General features: G+C 53.8%; 12 protein-coding genes. 9 read left to right on the top strand and 3 right to left on the bottom strand.

The window, feature by feature from the left end:
* Positions 1-21 precede the first annotated feature (21 nt).
* From AC0L8N_RS04745 to AC0L8N_RS04720, 6 genes are all read left to right on the top strand, one after another.
* Complete coding sequence (locus AC0L8N_RS04745) at positions 22-1,491, top strand: 3-keto-alpha-glucoside-1,2-lyase-like domain-containing protein (protein WP_473666426.1); 1,470 nt, start codon at positions 22-24, stop codon at positions 1,489-1,491.
* Between the two features lie 305 nt (positions 1,492-1,796).
* Entirely contained in the window at positions 1,797-3,293 is a 1,497-nt protein-coding gene (locus tag AC0L8N_RS04740) for a 3-keto-alpha-glucoside-1,2-lyase-like domain-containing protein (protein ID WP_473666425.1), read from the top strand.
* 20 nt (positions 3,294-3,313) lie between these two features.
* The gene (locus tag AC0L8N_RS04735; RefSeq protein ID WP_473666424.1) at positions 3,314-4,834 is read left to right on the top strand and encodes a 3-keto-alpha-glucoside-1,2-lyase-like domain-containing protein; all 1,521 of its coding nucleotides are present in this window, start codon (positions 3,314-3,316) and stop codon (positions 4,832-4,834) included.
* A 52-nt stretch (positions 4,835-4,886) separates the two neighbouring features.
* Positions 4,887-6,398, top strand: coding sequence for a xylulokinase (gene xylB / locus AC0L8N_RS04730; RefSeq protein ID WP_473666423.1), 1,512 nt, complete (start codon positions 4,887-4,889; stop codon positions 6,396-6,398).
* Positions 6,395-7,744 (top strand): xylose isomerase, encoded by a 1,350-nt coding sequence (gene xylA / locus AC0L8N_RS04725; RefSeq protein ID WP_473666422.1) that lies wholly within the window; start codon positions 6,395-6,397, stop codon positions 7,742-7,744. Before xylB ends, xylA begins: the two co-directional genes overlap by 4 nt.
* A gap of 42 nt (positions 7,745-7,786) precedes the next feature.
* The gene (locus AC0L8N_RS04720; protein ID WP_473666421.1) at positions 7,787-8,776 is read left to right on the top strand and encodes an aldose epimerase family protein; all 990 of its coding nucleotides are present in this window, start codon (positions 7,787-7,789) and stop codon (positions 8,774-8,776) included.
* Between the two features lie 88 nt (positions 8,777-8,864).
* On the opposite strand, the gene AC0L8N_RS04715 is transcribed toward AC0L8N_RS04720, so the two are convergent.
* Positions 8,865-9,947: a LacI family DNA-binding transcriptional regulator gene (locus AC0L8N_RS04715; RefSeq protein WP_473666420.1), complete on the bottom strand. Its 1,083-nt coding sequence runs from the start codon at positions 9,945-9,947 to the stop codon at positions 8,865-8,867.
* Positions 9,948-10,554: 607 nt separating this feature from the next.
* Between AC0L8N_RS04715 and AC0L8N_RS04710 the strand changes: the two genes are divergently transcribed.
* Together AC0L8N_RS04710 and AC0L8N_RS04705 are read left to right on the top strand one after the other, a co-directional pair.
* Positions 10,555-11,901, top strand: coding sequence for an FG-GAP repeat domain-containing protein (locus AC0L8N_RS04710; protein WP_473666419.1), 1,347 nt, complete (start codon positions 10,555-10,557; stop codon positions 11,899-11,901).
* A gap of 689 nt (positions 11,902-12,590) precedes the next feature.
* Entirely contained in the window at positions 12,591-13,919 is a 1,329-nt protein-coding gene (locus tag AC0L8N_RS04705) for a DcaP family trimeric outer membrane transporter (RefSeq protein WP_473666418.1), read from the top strand.
* 391 nt (positions 13,920-14,310) lie between these two features.
* On the opposite strand, the gene AC0L8N_RS04700 is transcribed toward AC0L8N_RS04705, so the two are convergent.
* Positions 14,311-15,606: an NCS2 family permease gene (locus tag AC0L8N_RS04700; RefSeq protein WP_473666417.1), complete on the bottom strand. Its 1,296-nt coding sequence runs from the start codon at positions 15,604-15,606 to the stop codon at positions 14,311-14,313.
* A gap of 150 nt (positions 15,607-15,756) precedes the next feature.
* Positions 15,757-16,782 carry an adenosine deaminase gene (locus AC0L8N_RS04695; RefSeq protein WP_473666416.1) on the bottom strand — a complete coding sequence of 342 codons (1,026 nt, stop codon included), beginning with the start codon at positions 16,780-16,782 and terminating at the stop codon, positions 15,757-15,759.
* On the opposite strand from AC0L8N_RS04695, the gene AC0L8N_RS04690 reads away from it, so the two are divergent.
* On the top strand, positions 16,760-18,247 hold the full coding sequence (locus tag AC0L8N_RS04690) for a DUF3500 domain-containing protein (RefSeq protein ID WP_473666415.1): 1,488 nt from the start codon (positions 16,760-16,762) through the stop codon (positions 18,245-18,247). The two genes, AC0L8N_RS04695 and AC0L8N_RS04690, sit on opposite strands and share 23 nt — an antisense overlap.
* The last annotated feature ends 7 nt before the right edge of the window (positions 18,248-18,254 follow it).

Genomic DNA, 18,254 nt, shown 5'->3' with positions numbered 1-18,254 from the left:
TTAAATTCAAGGGTCCAATAGATGAATACGTTTAAAAAAATCTCCCTCTCCATTTTAGTGTTGATTCTCTCCGGCAGCCTGCCTCTATACGCTGGAGCGCAAGACGGAGAACCATTGAAAATCTTGTTAACTACCGGTGGGGGCCCTTGGCACGACTATGCAACGCAGAAAGACCAGATTCGTGAGGGACTGCTTGAGCGACTTTCGAACATCGAGATTACAACTGATTTCGAAGGTCGGGATACGAATACGATGGAGTCGACCGATTTCTTTTTCTCTCGTCATTTGAAGGATGACTGGGCGAAAGATTTCGATGTCGTAATCTACAATCACTGCAATCTGCAAGTAAAAGATGAGTCCTATGTCAAAGGCATCATCGCTCAGCACGTCAAGTATCAAGTACCTGCCGTTATGCTTCACTGCCCCATCCATCTCTATCAATATGCAGAAGGCGATGCGGCGGATGAATGGTGGGACTTTACCGGCGCTGTGTCATACGCTCACGAGAAAGAGAATCATCCCAATACCTCGCCGTACACCATCGAGGTTCTGGAGCCGCAACACCCGATCATGAAAAACTATCCGCGCTCCTGGCGGACGCCTGCGGGAGAGTTGTATCTGATTGTGGATTTGCACGACAACGTCACCCCTTTGTCTCATGCCTATTCAGTGGAGACAAACTCCTATACAGAGACAGCCTGGACGCACGAATACGAAGGTGTTCGGGTCTTTACCAGTTCATTAGGTCATCACAATGTTTCTATGGGGTCGGATGTTAATTTGAATCTGGTTGCCTCGGGCGTGCTCTGGGCGGCAGGGAAGCTTCAGGAAGATGGTTCGCCGGCTCCGGGTTTTGAAGGCGACCGTGGACTGGGGTGGGTCTCATTATTGGGTGATACCTTCAACGGATGGATTGAAAGCGGCGGTGTCGTGGACTGGACTGCTCCTTCCTGGTACGGAAGAAAGATGACCTTTCCAACCATCGATAATACAACGACCAGAGAATCGTTCCGAATTGAGGGCGACACTCTGATTGCCGAGGGTGATCAAAGAAATCTGTTCTATGACGGCACAATTGCCGGCGGTTACTTCAAGAACTTCGAATTCAAGGTTGATGTCTATACCACTCCTGGCTCTGCTTCAGGCGTCTTTTTTCATACCCACTACGAAGAAGATGGAACGCCCGCGTTTGGTTATGAAGCACAGATTAACGCCAGCCGGGCTGGAGAGAGCAAGACCGGCAGCTTGGTTGGTGCAAACGAGGTGAAGACCGCCGCACACGGTGATAATGAGTGGTTCACCTACTACATTAAAGTCGACGGCCAGAAAGTCACGGTTAAAGTGAATGGTGAAACGGTCAATGAATACACCGAACCGGCAAATGTAGAAGGGCCAGCCAGGCTACGTCACGGCACGATCGGTATTGAGTCGTCGGGCGCCGACAGCCTTGTCAAGTTTCGCAAGCCAATGATTCGTTTATTGCCGAATTAGCAGTGTGTGCTCGGCTCCGCTCGGAGGGCATTCCTGAGTCATCGACACGGGGGCTCGTAGAACGCTGCCGAATGCCCGGGCTGATTGACAGCTTGCGATACGTTGTTGTGGCTGTAGCAATCGGCTTGATGTACTTGCTCTGCCCAATGCGGTCGTTCAATGCAGTCAGCGGGATGCTTGAATCCTGAGTCTCGAGCCACGCTGAATCAAATGTACGTTGACCTGTTCCTAAATTTCCGGTTCAGGTCAGCGTAATTTGTAACCTTTGAATGAAGCACAAACGTGCCTCAATCTAAGAGATCAAAATGAAGGGTCAACTGATGATTATCTCCAGAAAAATAGCCATTTCCGTTTTAGTGCTTGTTTTTTCTGGCAGCCTGCCGCTATACGTGGGAGCGCAAGGTGCAGACCCATTGAAGGTCCTGATGATCACAGGCGGAGGGCCTTGGCACGACTACGCAACGCAAAAGGACCAGATTAAAGACGGCCTGCTAGAGCGTATTTCAAACATTGAAATTACAGTTGACTATGAAGGTGCGGATACGAGTACCTTTGAATCAACAGATTTCTTTTTCTCCCGTCATTTGAAAGATGACTGGGCCGCAGAATTCGACGTAGTAATCTACAACCAGTGCAATCTGCGGGTAAAAGATGCGGCCTATGTAAAAGGAATAATCGCCGAGCACGTCAAGCATCAGGTCCCTGCTGTCATGCTTCACTGCCCGATTCATCTCTATCAATATGCTGAAGGCGATGCCCCGGATGCCTGGTGGGATTTTACCGGTGCGTTTTCCGTCGTTCACGAGAGAGAAAATCACCCGAATACCGCGCCCTACACGATCGAGGTACTGCGGCCGCAACATCCGATCATGAAGAATTATCCTCGTTCCTGGCGGACGCCTGCAGGCGAGTTATATCTGATCATTGATTTACACGATAATGCCACGCCGTTATCTCACGCCTATTCGGTCGAGACACGCGCCTACACCGAAACTGCGTGGACGCACGAATACGAAGGCGTTCGGGTATTCACCAGTTCACTCGGGCACCACAATGTTTCGATGGGCTCGGACGTAAATTTGAATCTCGTTGCTTCGGGCCTGCTCTGGGCGGCGGGAAAACTTGAAGACGATGGTTCGCCAGCGGCGGGTTATGAGGGTGAACGTGGACTTGGGTGGATCTCACTCTTGGGTGATTCACTGAATGGTTGGCTTGAAAGTGATGGCGTTACGGATTGGTCGGCGGCTTCCTGGTCGGGTACCCGGGGGAAACCGAAGCTCATCTGGCCGACTATGGATAATTCGACGGCAGGAGAATCCTTCCGACTTGACGGCGACACGCTGGTTGTCGAGGGAGATCGAAGAACTTTGTTCTATGACGGCGAAATCGCCGGTGGTTATTTCAAAAACTTCGAATTCAAAGTTGATGTCTATACACATCCTGGGTCTGCATCAGGTATCTATTTTCATACGCATTACGAAGAGGACGGAACGCCTGCCTTTGGATATGAAGCTCAGATAAACGCCAGCCGAGTTGGTGAAAGCAAGACCGGCAGTCTCGTTGGCGCAAACGAACTGACAACTGCGGCGCACGCTGACAACGAGTGGTTCAGTTACTACATTAGAGTTGACGGCAAGAAAGTAACGGTCAAAGTGAACGGTAAGACAGTCAACGAATTCACCGAACCTGCAGACATCGATGGACCGGCTCGCCTAGATATGGGCACGATCGGCTTGGAGTCCATAGGCTCTGACAGCCGTGTGCACTTTCGGAATCCGATGATTCGGCTATTGTCGGATTAATAACTAAAGAAGGTCAGTTTATGAAGAAGTTCGCCCATACAGGTAGGAAGTCATCGCTTGCATTTTTTGCGGCATTAATTTCTGTGGGGTTTTTGGCTGATTACTCAATAGCTGCCTCGCCGAATACTGATCCGTTGAAAGTCTTGATGATTACCGGTGGCGGCCCTTTTCACGACTACTTCACTCAAAAGACTCAGCTCGAAAAGGGGTTGACGGATCGCATCGGTAACATTGAATTCACCATTGATCATAACGAAGGTGAATCCAAAGAGGACATGCATTTCAAATTTGAAAGCCAGCTATCCGATGAATGGGCGCGAAAGTTTGATCTGGTTTTGTATAACAACTGCAATCTTGATGTGAATGATTCTGAGCATGTCAAACGGATTATGTCTGCCCATGCCGAATACAAGGTACCTGCCGTGCTGGTCCACTGCCCGATGCACCTGCATCGGACCAACACCCCGGAATGGTACGACTTCACCGGAGCGGTCTCCCATCAGCATGAAGTTGTTCGAGTTCCATTTACTGTAGAAGCGCTCGAACCAAATCATCCGATTATGGCGAATTTCCCCGGGACCTGGCGGACTCCGGAAGGTGAGCTTTATATGCCTATCGAGCTGAATGATAACGCTACCCCGTTGGCACGTGCCTACGCCGCGGAAGCCGCTGAATTTTTCCCCGTAGCATGGACTCACGAATACAAAGGGGTTCGGGTCTTCAGCAGCACGCTGGGTCACCACAATGTGACCATGGGCTCAGACGTTAATTTGAATTTGGTCGCAGCCGGCCTTCTGTGGGCTGCAGGTAAGCTCGACGACGATGGGCGCCCGGCGGAAGGGTTTTCAGGCAAGCGAGGGTTAGGCTGGAACGCCCTTTGGGAAGGAGGCACCCTGAACGGCTGGCGTGCCAGCAAGACAACGAACTGGGGTGAATTGAAATGGTGGGAAGGAGAGGATATCTGGCCCACCAAACAGAACATGGGTACCCAGTCTTTTAAACTCATGCCCAATGAGGCAACACGTTTGTTGCGCTTGCCCAAACACGGGGAGTTACTCGACGTGGATTCAAACACCATTGTTGTCGAGGGGCCGCAGAGCAATCTGTTCTATGCGGGGCCTGTCGACGGTGGTGACTTCAAAAATTTCGAGTTCAAAGTTGACGTCTATACCCACCCTGGTTCCGCTTCAGGCATCTATTTCCATACTCGTTACAAAGAGGAAGGAACTCCTACGTTTGGCTATGAAGCTCAGATTAACGCCAGCCGATCGGGCGAGAGCAAGACCGGCAGCTTAGTTGGAGCAGCCGAGGTACAGACTGCGCCGCACGCGGACAACGAATGGTTTAGCTATTACATCAAGGTTGACGGCAAGAAAGTGACGGTGAAAGTGAACGGCGAGACAGTCAACGAGTACACCGAACCTGCGGGTGTTGAAGGTCCCGCCCGTCTATACCGTGGCACGATCGGTCTGGAGGCCGTAGGTTCAGACAGCCGAGTTGAATTTCGGAATCCGATGATTCGCCAGTTGCCTGATCAATGATCAGCGAACGAACGCACAGTATTAGTACGGCAACAGGAGCAAGAGGGCGACGATGGACACGACACTAGGCATAGATTTAGGCACACAGAGCCTGAAAGTTGTTTTCTATGACTACAAAGCTCGAGAAATAGTCGCATCGGCATCCGCTCCACTCGAAGTAATGCGCGATGCAACCGGGCGGGCCGAACAGGAAGCGAGCTGGTGGCTGGTAGCATTGAAGCAGGCACTGCAGCAAGTTAGCTCAAGCGTGCGTATGTCGGTGCGCGCGATTGCGGTATCCGGGCAGCAGCATGGTTTCGTTCCCATAGACGGCAGCGGTGAAGTCCTTCACTCGGTAAAACTCTGGTGCGATACGTCGACGCAACAGGAAGCGGACGAGATCATGGAAGCTTGCGGCGGTCTCGAGCGTTGCATCGAACTAGCCGGAAACCCGGTACTGACGGGTTACACCGCGCCAAAGATTCGCTGGCTGCAGAAGCATCATCCGAGTAAGTACCGGAATATGGCGCAGGTACTGCTGCCTCACGACTACTTGAATTTTGTCGTTACCGGCCGCGCGGTGATGGAGTACGGTGACGCGTCAGGAACAGCGTTGCTTGATGTGCGAAATCGCCGCTGGAGCCCTGAGCTGCTGCGAGCGGTCGACTCGTCGCGGGACCTGACTAACTGCCTGCCAGAGCTGGTTGAGGCCGGGGAAGTCATAGGGAATACCTCGGCTCGGTTTTCACAGGAGTTCGGCCTGCCTGCCGATATCCCGGTCGCACCGGGTGGCGGCGACAACATGATGGCAGCGATCGGCACAGGCAACGTCGTGCCGGGCAAGCTGACCATGAGCCTTGGCACTTCAGGAACGCTGTTTGCTTACGCTGATCGACCTATTGTCGATACTCAAGGCAACATCGCGTCGTTTTGCAGTTCGACTGGCGGATGGCTGCCCCTTCTTTGCACGATGAACTGCACGCTGGCCACCGAGCTGATGAAGCAGCCGCTGGCCATCGACAATGCGGGATTCGACGCCGCCATCGGCGCGGTACCGGCTGCGTCTGACGGCCTGATTGTGCTGCCGTTTTTCACTGGCGAACGCACACCGAACCTGCCGCGCGCGAGTGCGAGCGTGCTGGGGCTCAATTCTAAAAATTGCGAGAAGGGACACCTGTTGCGCGCAACAGTTGAAGGTGCAACCTACGGGCTGCGCTTTGGACTCGATGAACTGAGCCGACTGGGTATCGAGTCATCGGAAATCGTACTGACCGGAGGCGGTGCCAACAGCCAAGTCTGGCGCCAGATTGTGGCGGATATCTGTCGGCTACCCGTCGTTCGGCTCACCCAGGATGAAGGGGCCTCTTTCGGTGCGGCGCTGCAAGCACTATGGGTACTGGAACGCCAGCATGATTCCGAACGCAGTATCGGCGACGTAACAAACGAGCACATCGAGCACAGGCCGGATCTCACCTGTACGCCCGACGAAACCACATCCGATCGTTACGCTGACGGCTACGCGGCTTACCGGCGCGCGGTTGCGAGCGTGGCACCATTATTCGAAATAAACGGAGCAAGACCATGAGTACGCAACCCTGGATTGGCAACCGGGAGTATTTCCCCGGCATTTCACGTATAGAGTATGAAGGCCCGGAGTCGGATAACCCCCTGGCATTCAAAGCCTACGATGCGGATCGCATGGTGGGCAACAAGACCATGGCCGAGCACCTGCGTTTTGCTATTTGCTACTGGCACACATTTTGTGCTGACGGCGCGGATCCCTTTGGTCCCGGCACACGCCCGCACCCATGGAGCGAAAGTTCCGACCGACTCACGGCGGCAGAAGAAAAGCTTGACGCTGCGTTCGAATTCTTCAGCAAGATGACCGTGCCTTACTTTTGCTTTCATGATCGCGACATGGCTCCAGAAGGCGACAGCGTTGCCGAAAGTGAGAAAAATCTGCAGCACTTGGTCGAGCGTGTGAAACCACGACAAAAGGCAACCGGAATCAAGTTGCTATGGGGCACTGCAAACATGTTCTCGCATCCGCGTTACATGAACGGTGCGTCAACCAACCCGAATTTCGATGTCGTTGCGCATGCAGGGGCCCAGGTCAAAGCGGCGCTGGATGCGACGGTCGAACTTGGCGGCCAGAATTACGTGTTCTGGGGTGGCCGAGAGGGATACTCCACGCTGTTCAACACCGATACCGGCCGCGAACTCGAAAACATGGCGCGGTTCCTTGGTATGGCGCGCGACTACGGTCGCTCGATTGGCTTTAAAGGCGCGTTCCTGATTGAGCCCAAGCCAATGGAACCCATGTACCATCAGTATGACGTTGATGCTCAGACCGTCATCGGCTTTCTTCGCCAATATGGACTTGCCGATGACTTCAAGGTCAACGTCGAAGCTAATCACGCCACGCTGGCGGGCCACTCATTCGCTCACGAGCTAAGAATGTGCACGGATGCCGGCATGCTTGGATCGATCGACGCTAATCGCGGCAATCCCCAGAACGGATGGGATACGGACCAGTTCCCGGCCGACCTTTACGACACTGTACAAGCGATGCTTATCGTACTCGAAGACGGTGGATTCAAGACTGGCGGACTGAATTTCGACGCGAAAGTGAGGCGTGAGTCGACCGATCTGGAAGACCTGTTTATAGCGCATATTGGCGGTATGGATTCCTATGCACGCGGACTGCTCATCGCCCACGAGATCCTTGAGAAGTCGTCATTGAATGATTCTCGCCGCGAACGTTATGCGAGTTTCGATACCGGACAGGGTCAGGCATTCACGGAAGGCCGGTTATCCCTCGAGGATCTTCGCGATCATGCGGCGAAACAGGGCGAGCCGCGTAGGCTAAGCGGGCGGCAGGAATGGGTCGAGAATGTCATTAATGACTATATCTTCCGCGTTAAGTCCTGAGCGTCTTATGAGCGGGCGCAGCAGTCTGTACAGGTACTTCCAATGACGCGGCAAAGCCCGGACAGTTTGGCAGAGCGGGTATTGCAAAATGCTCGCGGCGACCGTGTCACGTTGCTAAATTTCGGCGCTCGACTGACACGCATCGAATTGCAGTTGCCGGACGGTATCCGCAACGTGATCGTCGGTTATGAAGATTGCGCGGATTACCTGACCGACCCTTACTTCATGGGCGCGACCGTCGGGCGTACTTGTAACCGGATAGCCGGTGCGCACTTTAAACTCGATGGTGTTGACTATCCGCTCGATGCAAACGAAGGAGAGAACCACCTGCACGGCGGTGCAGGTGGCTTTCACCAGAGGTATTGGTCAATTGATACGGCGGTCCCGGACGATACCGTGCGGTTTCGGCTGCAGTCAGCGGACGGCGATCAGGGCTACCCCGGAACGCTTGAGGCGACTGTTACCTACCGTTGGACGGATGACCGTGAGCTCGTGATCCAACTGGAAGCGGAAACCGATCGACCGACCCATGCAAACATGACCAACCACGCCTACTTCAATCTCGCGGCTGGCGGTGCCGATGTGCTCGGACATCGTTTGCAAGTTGCCAGTCGCGAAATCTTGCAGGTCAACGACGAACTGCTGCCAACCGGCGACTACCTCGATGTGACCGGTTCCGGATTGGATTTGCGCCAGCCGACGGCGCTGCGCGATGCCGTCGCGTCGCAACATCCGCTCGTCGTTGGCGCCAGCGGATTGGACTTCAATTATGTTCTGGGTGAATCCGGCGGTCGTGCAGAGCTTGAGAGCCCGAACGGCGACCTGTGCATGCGGATGACGACAACGTGTCCCGGGCTTCAGGTATACGGCGGGCAGATGCTTGGACCGCCGTTCTCGCCGAATCGCGGCCTGTGCCTTGAGCCTCAGCACTACCCAGATACACCCAATCAACCCGCGTTTCCTGATACGCGTCTTGCACCGGGTGAGCGCTATTCGCAGACGACGCGCTTCCGGTTCATAGCGGCCGACTGAGCGCCATTGCACACCGGAACGGAATCTAGAGAGCCGACCTTTCGCAGCTGACTACTACAACATCGATACATTTGCGCTGCGCTGATTATCAGGCGATACGGTTTCGGGGATTGCGCTGCGCCGGTGGTGCCGAGCTTTCACGTTCAATTAAGCTGTAGTCGAGAGTCAAGTGCTGGCATTCGGTGTCGCCTCCAGCGCGACTGGCCCGAATACTGCGTGTCAGCAGGTCAATTGCGGCATTTGACATGTCGCTGATTGGTTGGCGGATTGTCGTGATCTGCGGCCAAACCGTGGTCGCCAGCAGCGTGTCGTCAAAGCCGGTCACTGTCAGTTCATTGGGCACATCGATGTGGTGGCGGTGGGCGACGGAAATCGTTGCGGCGGCCATCTCGTCGTTGCTTGCAGCGATTGCCGTCGGAATCTCAGGCAGCGCGAGCAAGCGGTCTGCCGCGTCCAACCCGGAGCGATACGAGAAGTAGCCGGTGGCAACCAATTCCGGACGCCATTCGATACCCGCGGCTTCCAGTGCGTCGCGATAGCCGCTCTTGCGGACTTCGCTAACGAGGTACTTCGGGTTGCCCGTTATGAATCCAATGCGTCGGTGACCGAGTTTAATAAGGTGTTCGGTCATAGTGCGGGCCGCGCTTCTATCGTCGATCATCACTGACGAAATACGTTCGCCAACAAGCTGAGGGCCCATTGTGACCGTCGGCACGCCGCGCTTTTTGAGTAGATTGAGCAGATCAAGCGAATCAGCGAGCGGCGGTACCAGCAGGACACCACTGATTCCGCCTTTCAATTGTTCCTTTATGATCTGCTCGGCATCCGCCTCGCCGTCGCACTCGGCGACGACTAACTGCGTATCGTTCTCGCGAGCTTGCTCCAGCGCGCCAAGCAGCGTCGCGCTCAAATAGGTGCTACTGGGGTTGGCGTACAGCAGGCAGACCTGAATCTGGTTTCCACTGGCCAGGCTGCGAGCAGCCCGGTTGGGCGAATAGCCGAGTTCGTGGATGGCCAGATCAACCGCCGCGCGAGTGCTGTCGCGTACATTGCCTTCGCTATTGATGACGCGGGATACAGTCATCGGCGAAACGCCGGCGCGGACGGCAACATCGATGATGGTTACCCGCGCGTGATGGCGGCGAGCCGATGACTGCCTGCTCTTGCTCACTGTCAACCGCCTTGTCCGTCTCGCCAGGCCCGGTGGCAGATTATACAGTGACCGTGCTGCGACACCAAAACAAACGATGTCGTCAGAGCCGACCGGCCAGGCGGATTGGAATGCAACGCGCAGGTAACGCGTGCGGAACACGTTCAACCCAGCGACGCGATCATTCCCATTGTAGAAACCACGTCGAACCTGACGGCTTCTTCGGTGACGGGAAGCTACGGTTGCTTGTTGACGAAGTGCCTTGAGTCCTTCAAGTGTAGCGGGTTGCTTTGGCGGTCTGCTTTTTGGATCCTTGTACAATAGCTTTGCGCAAAAAAATTTGTGCTCACGCCAGACAAACAATACCCAGAAATTCGTTGCGGGTTTTCCGAATTCAGCCCTCTCACTGAAAGGACGTAATTGATCGATGCGTCTAATAAGCCGCGGCCGGGTGGGCAAGGGTGGCGTTGATTGGTGAATAGTGATAGAACGTCTAAAGGGGTCCTTATTGATGCGTCGTGCTTACCTGCGTGTGAAGATGGTAGCGCTACCATAGGCAGACCCGGGGGGTGTCCATGCAAGATGGCACCAAAGTTAAAAGCCGGGAAGTCCGGAATGAGGTACTGAGATGAATAGAATTCAGCGTGTCGCAGCATTGATATGCACTTACTCATGTTTGACGGTCGGGGCTCAGGCAGCCGAGCTCGTTGTTCATGAATTCGAAAAACAGGAACTGACGCCGATCTATTGGTCGGAAGGGGCCGATTTCGGCGATTTTAATAAAGATGGCCATCAGGATGTCGTCAGTGGACCGAACATTTTCCTGGGACCCGAATTCAAGGATTTTTACGAATATTATCCGGCGGTGGCCCCGACCAGACGGAACCCAACTGATCGTTCGTACTACTCTAACGACAATTTCTTTTCATTCGCCTACGACTTCAATGGTGACGGCTGGACTGATGTGCTGACGGTGGGACTTCCCAATACCGAAGCATATTGGTATGAGAATCCGGGCAAGTCTTTCAGTGGTCCGGCCACCGACCAGCCGGTTCATTGGGAGCGGCACTTTGTCGTAGACCATGTTGCCAACGAATCCCCCAATTTTGTAGACATTACCGGAGACGGCGTACCTGAACTACTGATGGCGTACAGAAACCATTACGGCTATGCCGCGCCTAATCCTGTAGCGCCGACACTTCCCTGGATCTTTCACAAAATTTCGACCCACGAAAAGGTAGTTCATCACTACACCCACGGCATGGGCCACGGCGATGTTGACGGCGACGGTCGCACAGACGTACTGACCGGGGACGGATGGTTGCAACAGCCCCGCTCTCTGCAAAACGATCCAGATTGGACTTTTCACCCCTTCGCATTTGCTGATCGGGGGGCTGCCCAGCGATTCGCCGATCTAACAGGCGGCGGTCAGATGTACGCTTATGACGTGAATGGCGACGGTCTTAACGATGTCGTCACCAGCCTAGATGCTCATGGTTGGGGTTTGTCATGGTTTGAACAGAGCCGCTCCGGCAAGAAGATCAACTTCAAGGAGCACGTTATTCTGAGCAAGCAGGCGGCGAATACAGACAACCCTTACGGCGTTCAGTTTTCTCAGCTCCACGCAGTAGATCTTGTCGACGTCGATGGCGATGGCCTGAAGGACATAGTGACCGGCAAGACCTACCGGGCTCATGACTTCGCCGACGAAGGCTCCCGAGACGCCCCGGTGATCTATTACTTCCGGCTGACACGCCAAGATGGCAAGGCAGAATTCGTTCCTTATCAAATCGATGACCAAGCTGGCATCGGACGGCGACTGGCAAGCGGCGACATCAATGGCGACGGTCTGATCGACTTAGTGGTCGGCAATAAGAACGGGACCTTTGTCTTTACTCAAAAGGTTCGAAACGTCGACCAGAACGAATGGGAAAAAGCTCAGCCTGTCCGCATTCAGAACTTTGGACAGCAGTAAGAGCTGAAACCAGTTAAACCGTTAGAAATTTTCGACGGCTGTCAACACTGAGTGTTCAGCTGAATCGAGCTGGTACTCGACAACTTGATCGATCATCAGCAACAGAAAAAGCGGAAAGAGCAAAGAGAAAAACGGGGGGCAAGTCGCGCCTTACGCCAGACGCGATTTGCCCCTCTTGATTGAAGCTGGATTGCACTCAGTGAAACATGGGGCAGCGTCGGACTGGGTGGCTGAATGATCCGGTCGCTGCAAATGGCGGCGAGCTACTCAAGCCATTGAGCCGCATTTCCGCGAGAATCTCTTCGCCTGCGAAGCAAGCAGTTCGCTGACCAGCAGCGGGCAGCAGTTCTGGAGCGGAAAATTGAACGAAAGCTAAGTCGCGTACGCAAGCTACGGAACGTTGGTCGGCCAAGAGTGGAATGCGGCGTTCTGCAACGGCGGGCTTCCACTACGCAACGCGCCAGCGCAAACAGCAGCTGATTCCTGCTCGGCGAGATCAACCTAGTCAACGTTGACCACCTCATTGCACTCCACCGAGGACACTCAACTCACGGGTGTCGAAGGTTCTCAATGCATGGTTGAAGTACAGATATCGGTAATCACACCGCTACGCGCATAGAACAATGGAGAGAAGTAACAGATGGAGAGAAGTAACAGATGGAGAGAAGTAACAGATGGAGAGAAGTAACATGAAGTTCACAAACCATGTGGCGATAGTGGCGGTACTTAGCGCGAACCTTATCGCCGCAAGCTCTGTTTACGCTGCAGCTGAAGAGGCAACGCATGAGGCTCGAATTCGTGAGCTGGAGCAAACGGTGTTGGAGCTCAAAGCGTTGCTTGAGCAACAGGCATGCGCAGCTGACCCAACGTGTTCACGCGTGGAGCAGGCCAAAAATGTTGACGATGCGGTACTACATCCTCAGCCTCAGCTATCGATCTACGAAAAAACCACCATCAGCGTGGGCGGCTTTGCGAAACTGGATGCAATAGTCAGTGATTACAGTAAAGCCCCGATACGCGGAATTGGTGAGGACTTCTTTATTCCTGCCTCAATCAACACGTCAGGTGTCCCTAGCGATCCGAACCTCAATTTGCACGCCAAGGAAACCCGATTCTGGTTGAAATCAAATACCCCTACCGAACGCGGCGACATCAATACCTATTTTGAAATCGATTTTATGGCCAGTGAGCAAGGGAATGAGCGTACAGTAAATGCGTACTCACCTCGTTTGCGCCATGCCTACATCAGTACAGGCCGCTGGACCGTTGGGCAGACCTGGAGCACCTTTGGAGATACTGCCTCGGTTCCCGACTATTTGGATGATCTGGGTCCGGTCGGCGTCGCGAATGTTCGTCAGGCCCAAATTCGCTACACGCTACCCGTAGATAAAGGCAGTTGGGTCTTCGCCCTGGAAAACCCGGTAACGACCCTCACGCCGTTCGGGGGCGGCTCCCGGATCGTTGCCGAAGATAGTGCAATTCCGGATGTAATTGTGCGGCGAAACTGGGCTGGGAACTGGGGCACGTTAAGCGTGGCGGGTCTGTTGCGTGAACTCAGAATCGATACCGCTGGATTCGACGACTCGGAATTTGGTAGCGCAATCGCGTTGTCCGGGAGGTTCAAGATTGGTGACCAGGACGATTTCCGTTGGCAGATCAACTACGGCGATGCGATGGGTCGTTACATGGGCATGAACAGCTACAATGTTGGTGCGTTGGACGTAAACGGCAAGATCAATCTCACCACACAATACGGCGCGCTGGCAGCCTACCGCCATGTGTGGGATGACAACATGCATTCGACACTAGGTATCTCGTTCTCTGATTCAGACAATGATACTGCGCTTAGCGGATTCGACCTGCCGGAGTCCATCGAGAGTGTGCATGCCAATTTGATCTGGTCTCCAATCCAACGCATGAGTCTCGGCGCAGAGTACATTTGGGGTCGACGCACAGATGAGAACGGCGACGATGGCAAACTCAGTCGTATTCAGCTCTCCGCGATATACCGCTACTAGCAGTATGGAGCAAACATTTCGCTCGTAGTGTGAGACATGAGTAATTCGACACAAAGACGTCGAAATCCAGATTACTAATCTTCTTGAACGTTTTGTGACAACCGCCTATTGCATCTGCGCCGTTGGTGACAGGTGCAATAGGCGAACAGAACTTGATTTGATAGCTCTGGCGGCGTCACTGAAGTCAATTGCTGCTATTGACGTTAATAGAGCAGCCTGACGAGAGTCGAAGAAGCAAAGGTCTGATAGATTCTCGACCGTATCGCACAGCCCGTAGAAGTGGGTTAGAGCGTTAGCTGGGTGCTCGTTGTGCAAAAAAGCATATCTTGAGTATCAAGTGGCAAGTGCCCTATGCAGCAAAACCGGACTGATTGCGCCTAGCTCTGAACTCTTACAGGAAAGCATATTTGAGGCCGAAGATCAGCGCTATCAGGAATGACGCGACGCTGCAGTCTCGAATTCTGCCGCTGACAATCTTGATTAGCACGTAACTGATGAACCCCAGGCCGATACCCTCTGCGATCGAGAACGCCAATGGCATAGAGATTGCTGCGACTATTGCTGGCGCACTCTCCGTCACATCCTGCCAGTCAAGATCGGCAAGACTACGTGCCATCAGGCAGGCAACGAACAGTAGCGCTGACGCAGTCGCGAATGCTGGAACGCTCTGTGCCAACGGCGCAAAGAAAAGGCATGCGAGGAACAGCAGGCCGCAAACCACGGCGGTAAGACCCGTACGTCCACCGGCCTCTACACCGGCTGTACTCTCGATATAGCTCGTTGTTGATGACGTGCCGGCCAGGGCGCCAACCACGGTTGCTCCGGAATCCGAGAGCAGAGCACGCCGCAATCGAGGCAGCTTGCCATCATCGTTGAGGAGATTGGCGCGAGTTGCGACGCCTACCAAAGTGCCCGCCGTATCGAATATGTCGACGATCAACATCGACAAAATTGGCGTTATCATGGAGAGCTGCAATGCACCGGCAATATCAAGTTGCAGCAATACAGGTGCGGGCGAAGGGGGTAGCGCAACGAAACCCTTGAATTCGGTCCCACCGAAGGTCCAGCCCAGCACGGTGGCAAACAGGATGCCGATGAGCACAGCACCGGTAACTTTTCTTGCTGACAGTGCCACCATGGTCACAAAACCGAGTATGCAGGCAACCGGTTCAAAACTGGACAGATCGCCCAATGCAAGCAGCGTCGCCGGATGAGCGACAATGATGGCCGCGTTTTTCAATGCGATGAAGCCAAGAAACAAGCCGATTCCGGAGGCCATGCCCAACTTCAGGTTGCGGGGGATCGCGTTGACCAGCCATTCACGCACCGGTAATACGCTGAGCGCCACAAATATCACGCCGGACACAAACACGGCGCCAAGGGCGGTCTGCCAAGTGTGGCCCATACCGAGAACAATACTAAAAGTGAAAAATGCGTTCTGGCCCATGCCAGGTGCTTGGGCAATGGGGAAATTGGCGAGCAAGCCCATCAGGATGGAACCGAAGGCGGCAGCAATACAGGTGGCAACAAAAACGGCGCCAAAATCCATGCCGGCCTGCGACAATATCGAAGGATTCACTACGGTGATGTAGGCCATCGCGAGAAAGGTGGTTAGCCCTCCGAGCGCCTCGACTCGAACATTCGAGCCGTGTTTTTTCAATTCAAAATACGATTCCAGTGCTGGCATGGGCTGTAACTCAGTAAGTTTGTCGGGCTACGATGTTTGTTATTGGCCGTCGATTATCCGGCACTTTTTCGTGTGATTGGCCTGGGCAATTGGCTTTCCTGCCACGACCTGTCAGCAGACAGTTCTATACTATAGAATTTCTGCCGAAACTTATTCAGCGGCTGTGAAACCATCAGCATAGTTTGTTACACGTTTTATTTGTGCCGCCTTTTCGTCTGGGTTCAGAAACGAGCCAAGAAAGCTATTGATCGCAAGAGTTGTCAGGTCTTCCTTTGATAGTGCCAACGCGCCGGCGACTGCTGTGTAGTTGTCATTCAAATACCCGCCAAAATACGCCGGATCATCCGAGTTAATAGTTGCGCGGAGGCCTCTGTCTAGCATTTCCTTCAGCGGGTGGTCAGCCATGTCTTTGACAACGCATAGCTTGGTGTTCGAGAGAGGGCAGACAGTCAGTGTCATGTTTGCTGCTACCAGCCGAGCAACCAGTTTCGAGTCCTCCAACGACCGATTGCCGTGATCAATCCTGTCTACTCTCAACAGGTCAATCGCTTCCCAAACATAACTCGGTGGGCCTTCCTCTCCGGCATGAGCCACGCGCAGGAGCCCCATGTCTCCAGCGCGTTTGAAAACGTTGGCGAATTTCGATGGTGGGTGCCCGATCTCGCTGGAATCAAGCCCCACTCCTGCGATGTGGTCCAGATACGGTACCGCAAGATCGAGCGTTTCGGTCGCTGATTCTTCCGACAAATGGCGCAGAAAACACATAATCAATTTCGACGTCATTCCGAATTCGCTTTCTGCATCGCGAAGCGCACCCGCAATACCGGTGATGAATACCTGGAAAGGAACGCCGCGTTCGGTATGGCCTTGTGGATCAAAAAACACTTCAACATGTCGACAATTATCAGCTTGCACACGGCGACAATAGGCCATCGTCAGGTCGTAGAAGTCCTGCTCAGTTCTGAGGACGTCCATCCCCTTGTAATAGATGTCGAGAAAATCCTGCAGGTTTGCGAAGTCGTATGCGGCACGAACTTCATTGATCGTTTGGAAAGGGATATTGATCTTGTTTCGACGGGCCAAATTGAACATTTGCTCCGGCTCAAGGCTACCCTCCAGGTGTAAATGCAGCTCGGCCTTTGGGAGCCCTTCAATGAAAGAGTCAGTACGTTGCATATCTTCTTGTCTCAGGTTGTTCACGTGTAAGCGATCACCAAGAGTGATCTTCAATAAAATTCGGCTCGGACGTCAATTGTGCACAATCCTAGGGTCTCATGATCGGGGTGACACGTCAGCTCGAAATTTACCGGACAGGCGTTCGTTAATCCGGCCCAATGAAGAGGAGTACGGAGTTCCAGATTCGTGCTACGCCCTTAACTGGGCGCTCACGAACGGCTGTTTTCGGGGTATCATTGCATTTCGCCAAAGACCCGCCGCGGACATCTGCGACAACAATGGCATGAGGAAAATAAACCTGAACAGGTGCAGCATGAATCTTCAACGTTCAATCAGCAGACGGTCGCTTGGCGTTATTTTCGGACTGCTGGTTTATTGGGGCACGATCCCCTGTGTGAATGCACATACATCCAATAGCGCCAATCAAATGGCGAAAGCGGCAGTTACGTTTGTTAAATCACTTAGTGACAAGCAAAAGAGCTCTGCACTCTTCCCCCTGGATACTGACGAACGTGCGTCTTGGTCTAATCTGCCTATGCTCATGTTCGAACCAAGTGGTTTGCTGATTCGAGATATGAACGATGAACAGCGCAAGGCTACCCACGCGCTCCTGCGCGCATCGATGTCGAGTCAGGGATACGCCAAGGTTGCCGGCGTCATGTGGCTCGACGACGTCTTGGGGGAAATTGAACACACCGCTATCGACAACGACGTGGGGGCAGCGAACAACCAGTATCGCAAGGCGATGGCAGACACCAGGAACTCCGGCAACTATGCGATAGCCATATTCGGTGATCCCGGCGAAGGTGATTGGGCTTGGAAGCTCGCCGGGCACCACCTTGCCGTGAACTTCACGATTTCCGGTAATCAGATTGGTTTCACCCCGACATTTCTTGGCAGTAGCCCGATGGCTGTCAAAAGCGGTCGCTACTCCGGCCGCATGGTGCTTTCGCATGAAGGACAACGCGGAATCGATTTGATGCAGTCGCTGAACCAGTCGCAACTGCAAACCGCCACCATTGATCCGGGAGTCGCCCGAGACATATTTGAAGGCCCAGGTCGGCGGGCGAGCCTGGCGAAATACGAAGGGCTTAAGGCAGACGAGATGACTGATGGCCAAATGCATTTTCTGCGTCTTCTCATCCGCGAATATTTGGGCAACGTCGACTATGATGCCGCCACCGCCCAACTCGAGCTAATAGAAAGGGAAGGGTGGGGCGAGCTGTGGTTTTCGTGGCGTGGCCCGGTTGATGTTGCAGGGAGGTTTTACTACCGGGTCCACGGTCCGCGACTATTGATCGAATACAATCGTCAGGATGAGAACCACGACCACAGCATCATGCGCGACCCTGCAAACGACTATGGGGAAGCCTGGCTGGAGGAGCATTACAAAGAGAATCATCCCACCCTTGAGCAAGCCATACAGGACACCAGACGTCGTGTTGCTGATCAGACCAATCGCTAGTCTCTGT

The sequence above is a fragment of the Woeseia sp. D3-10 genome (assembly GCF_055809415.1).
Note: the sequence above shows the minus strand (reverse complement) of the source record. Positions and strands in the feature narration are given on the sequence as shown.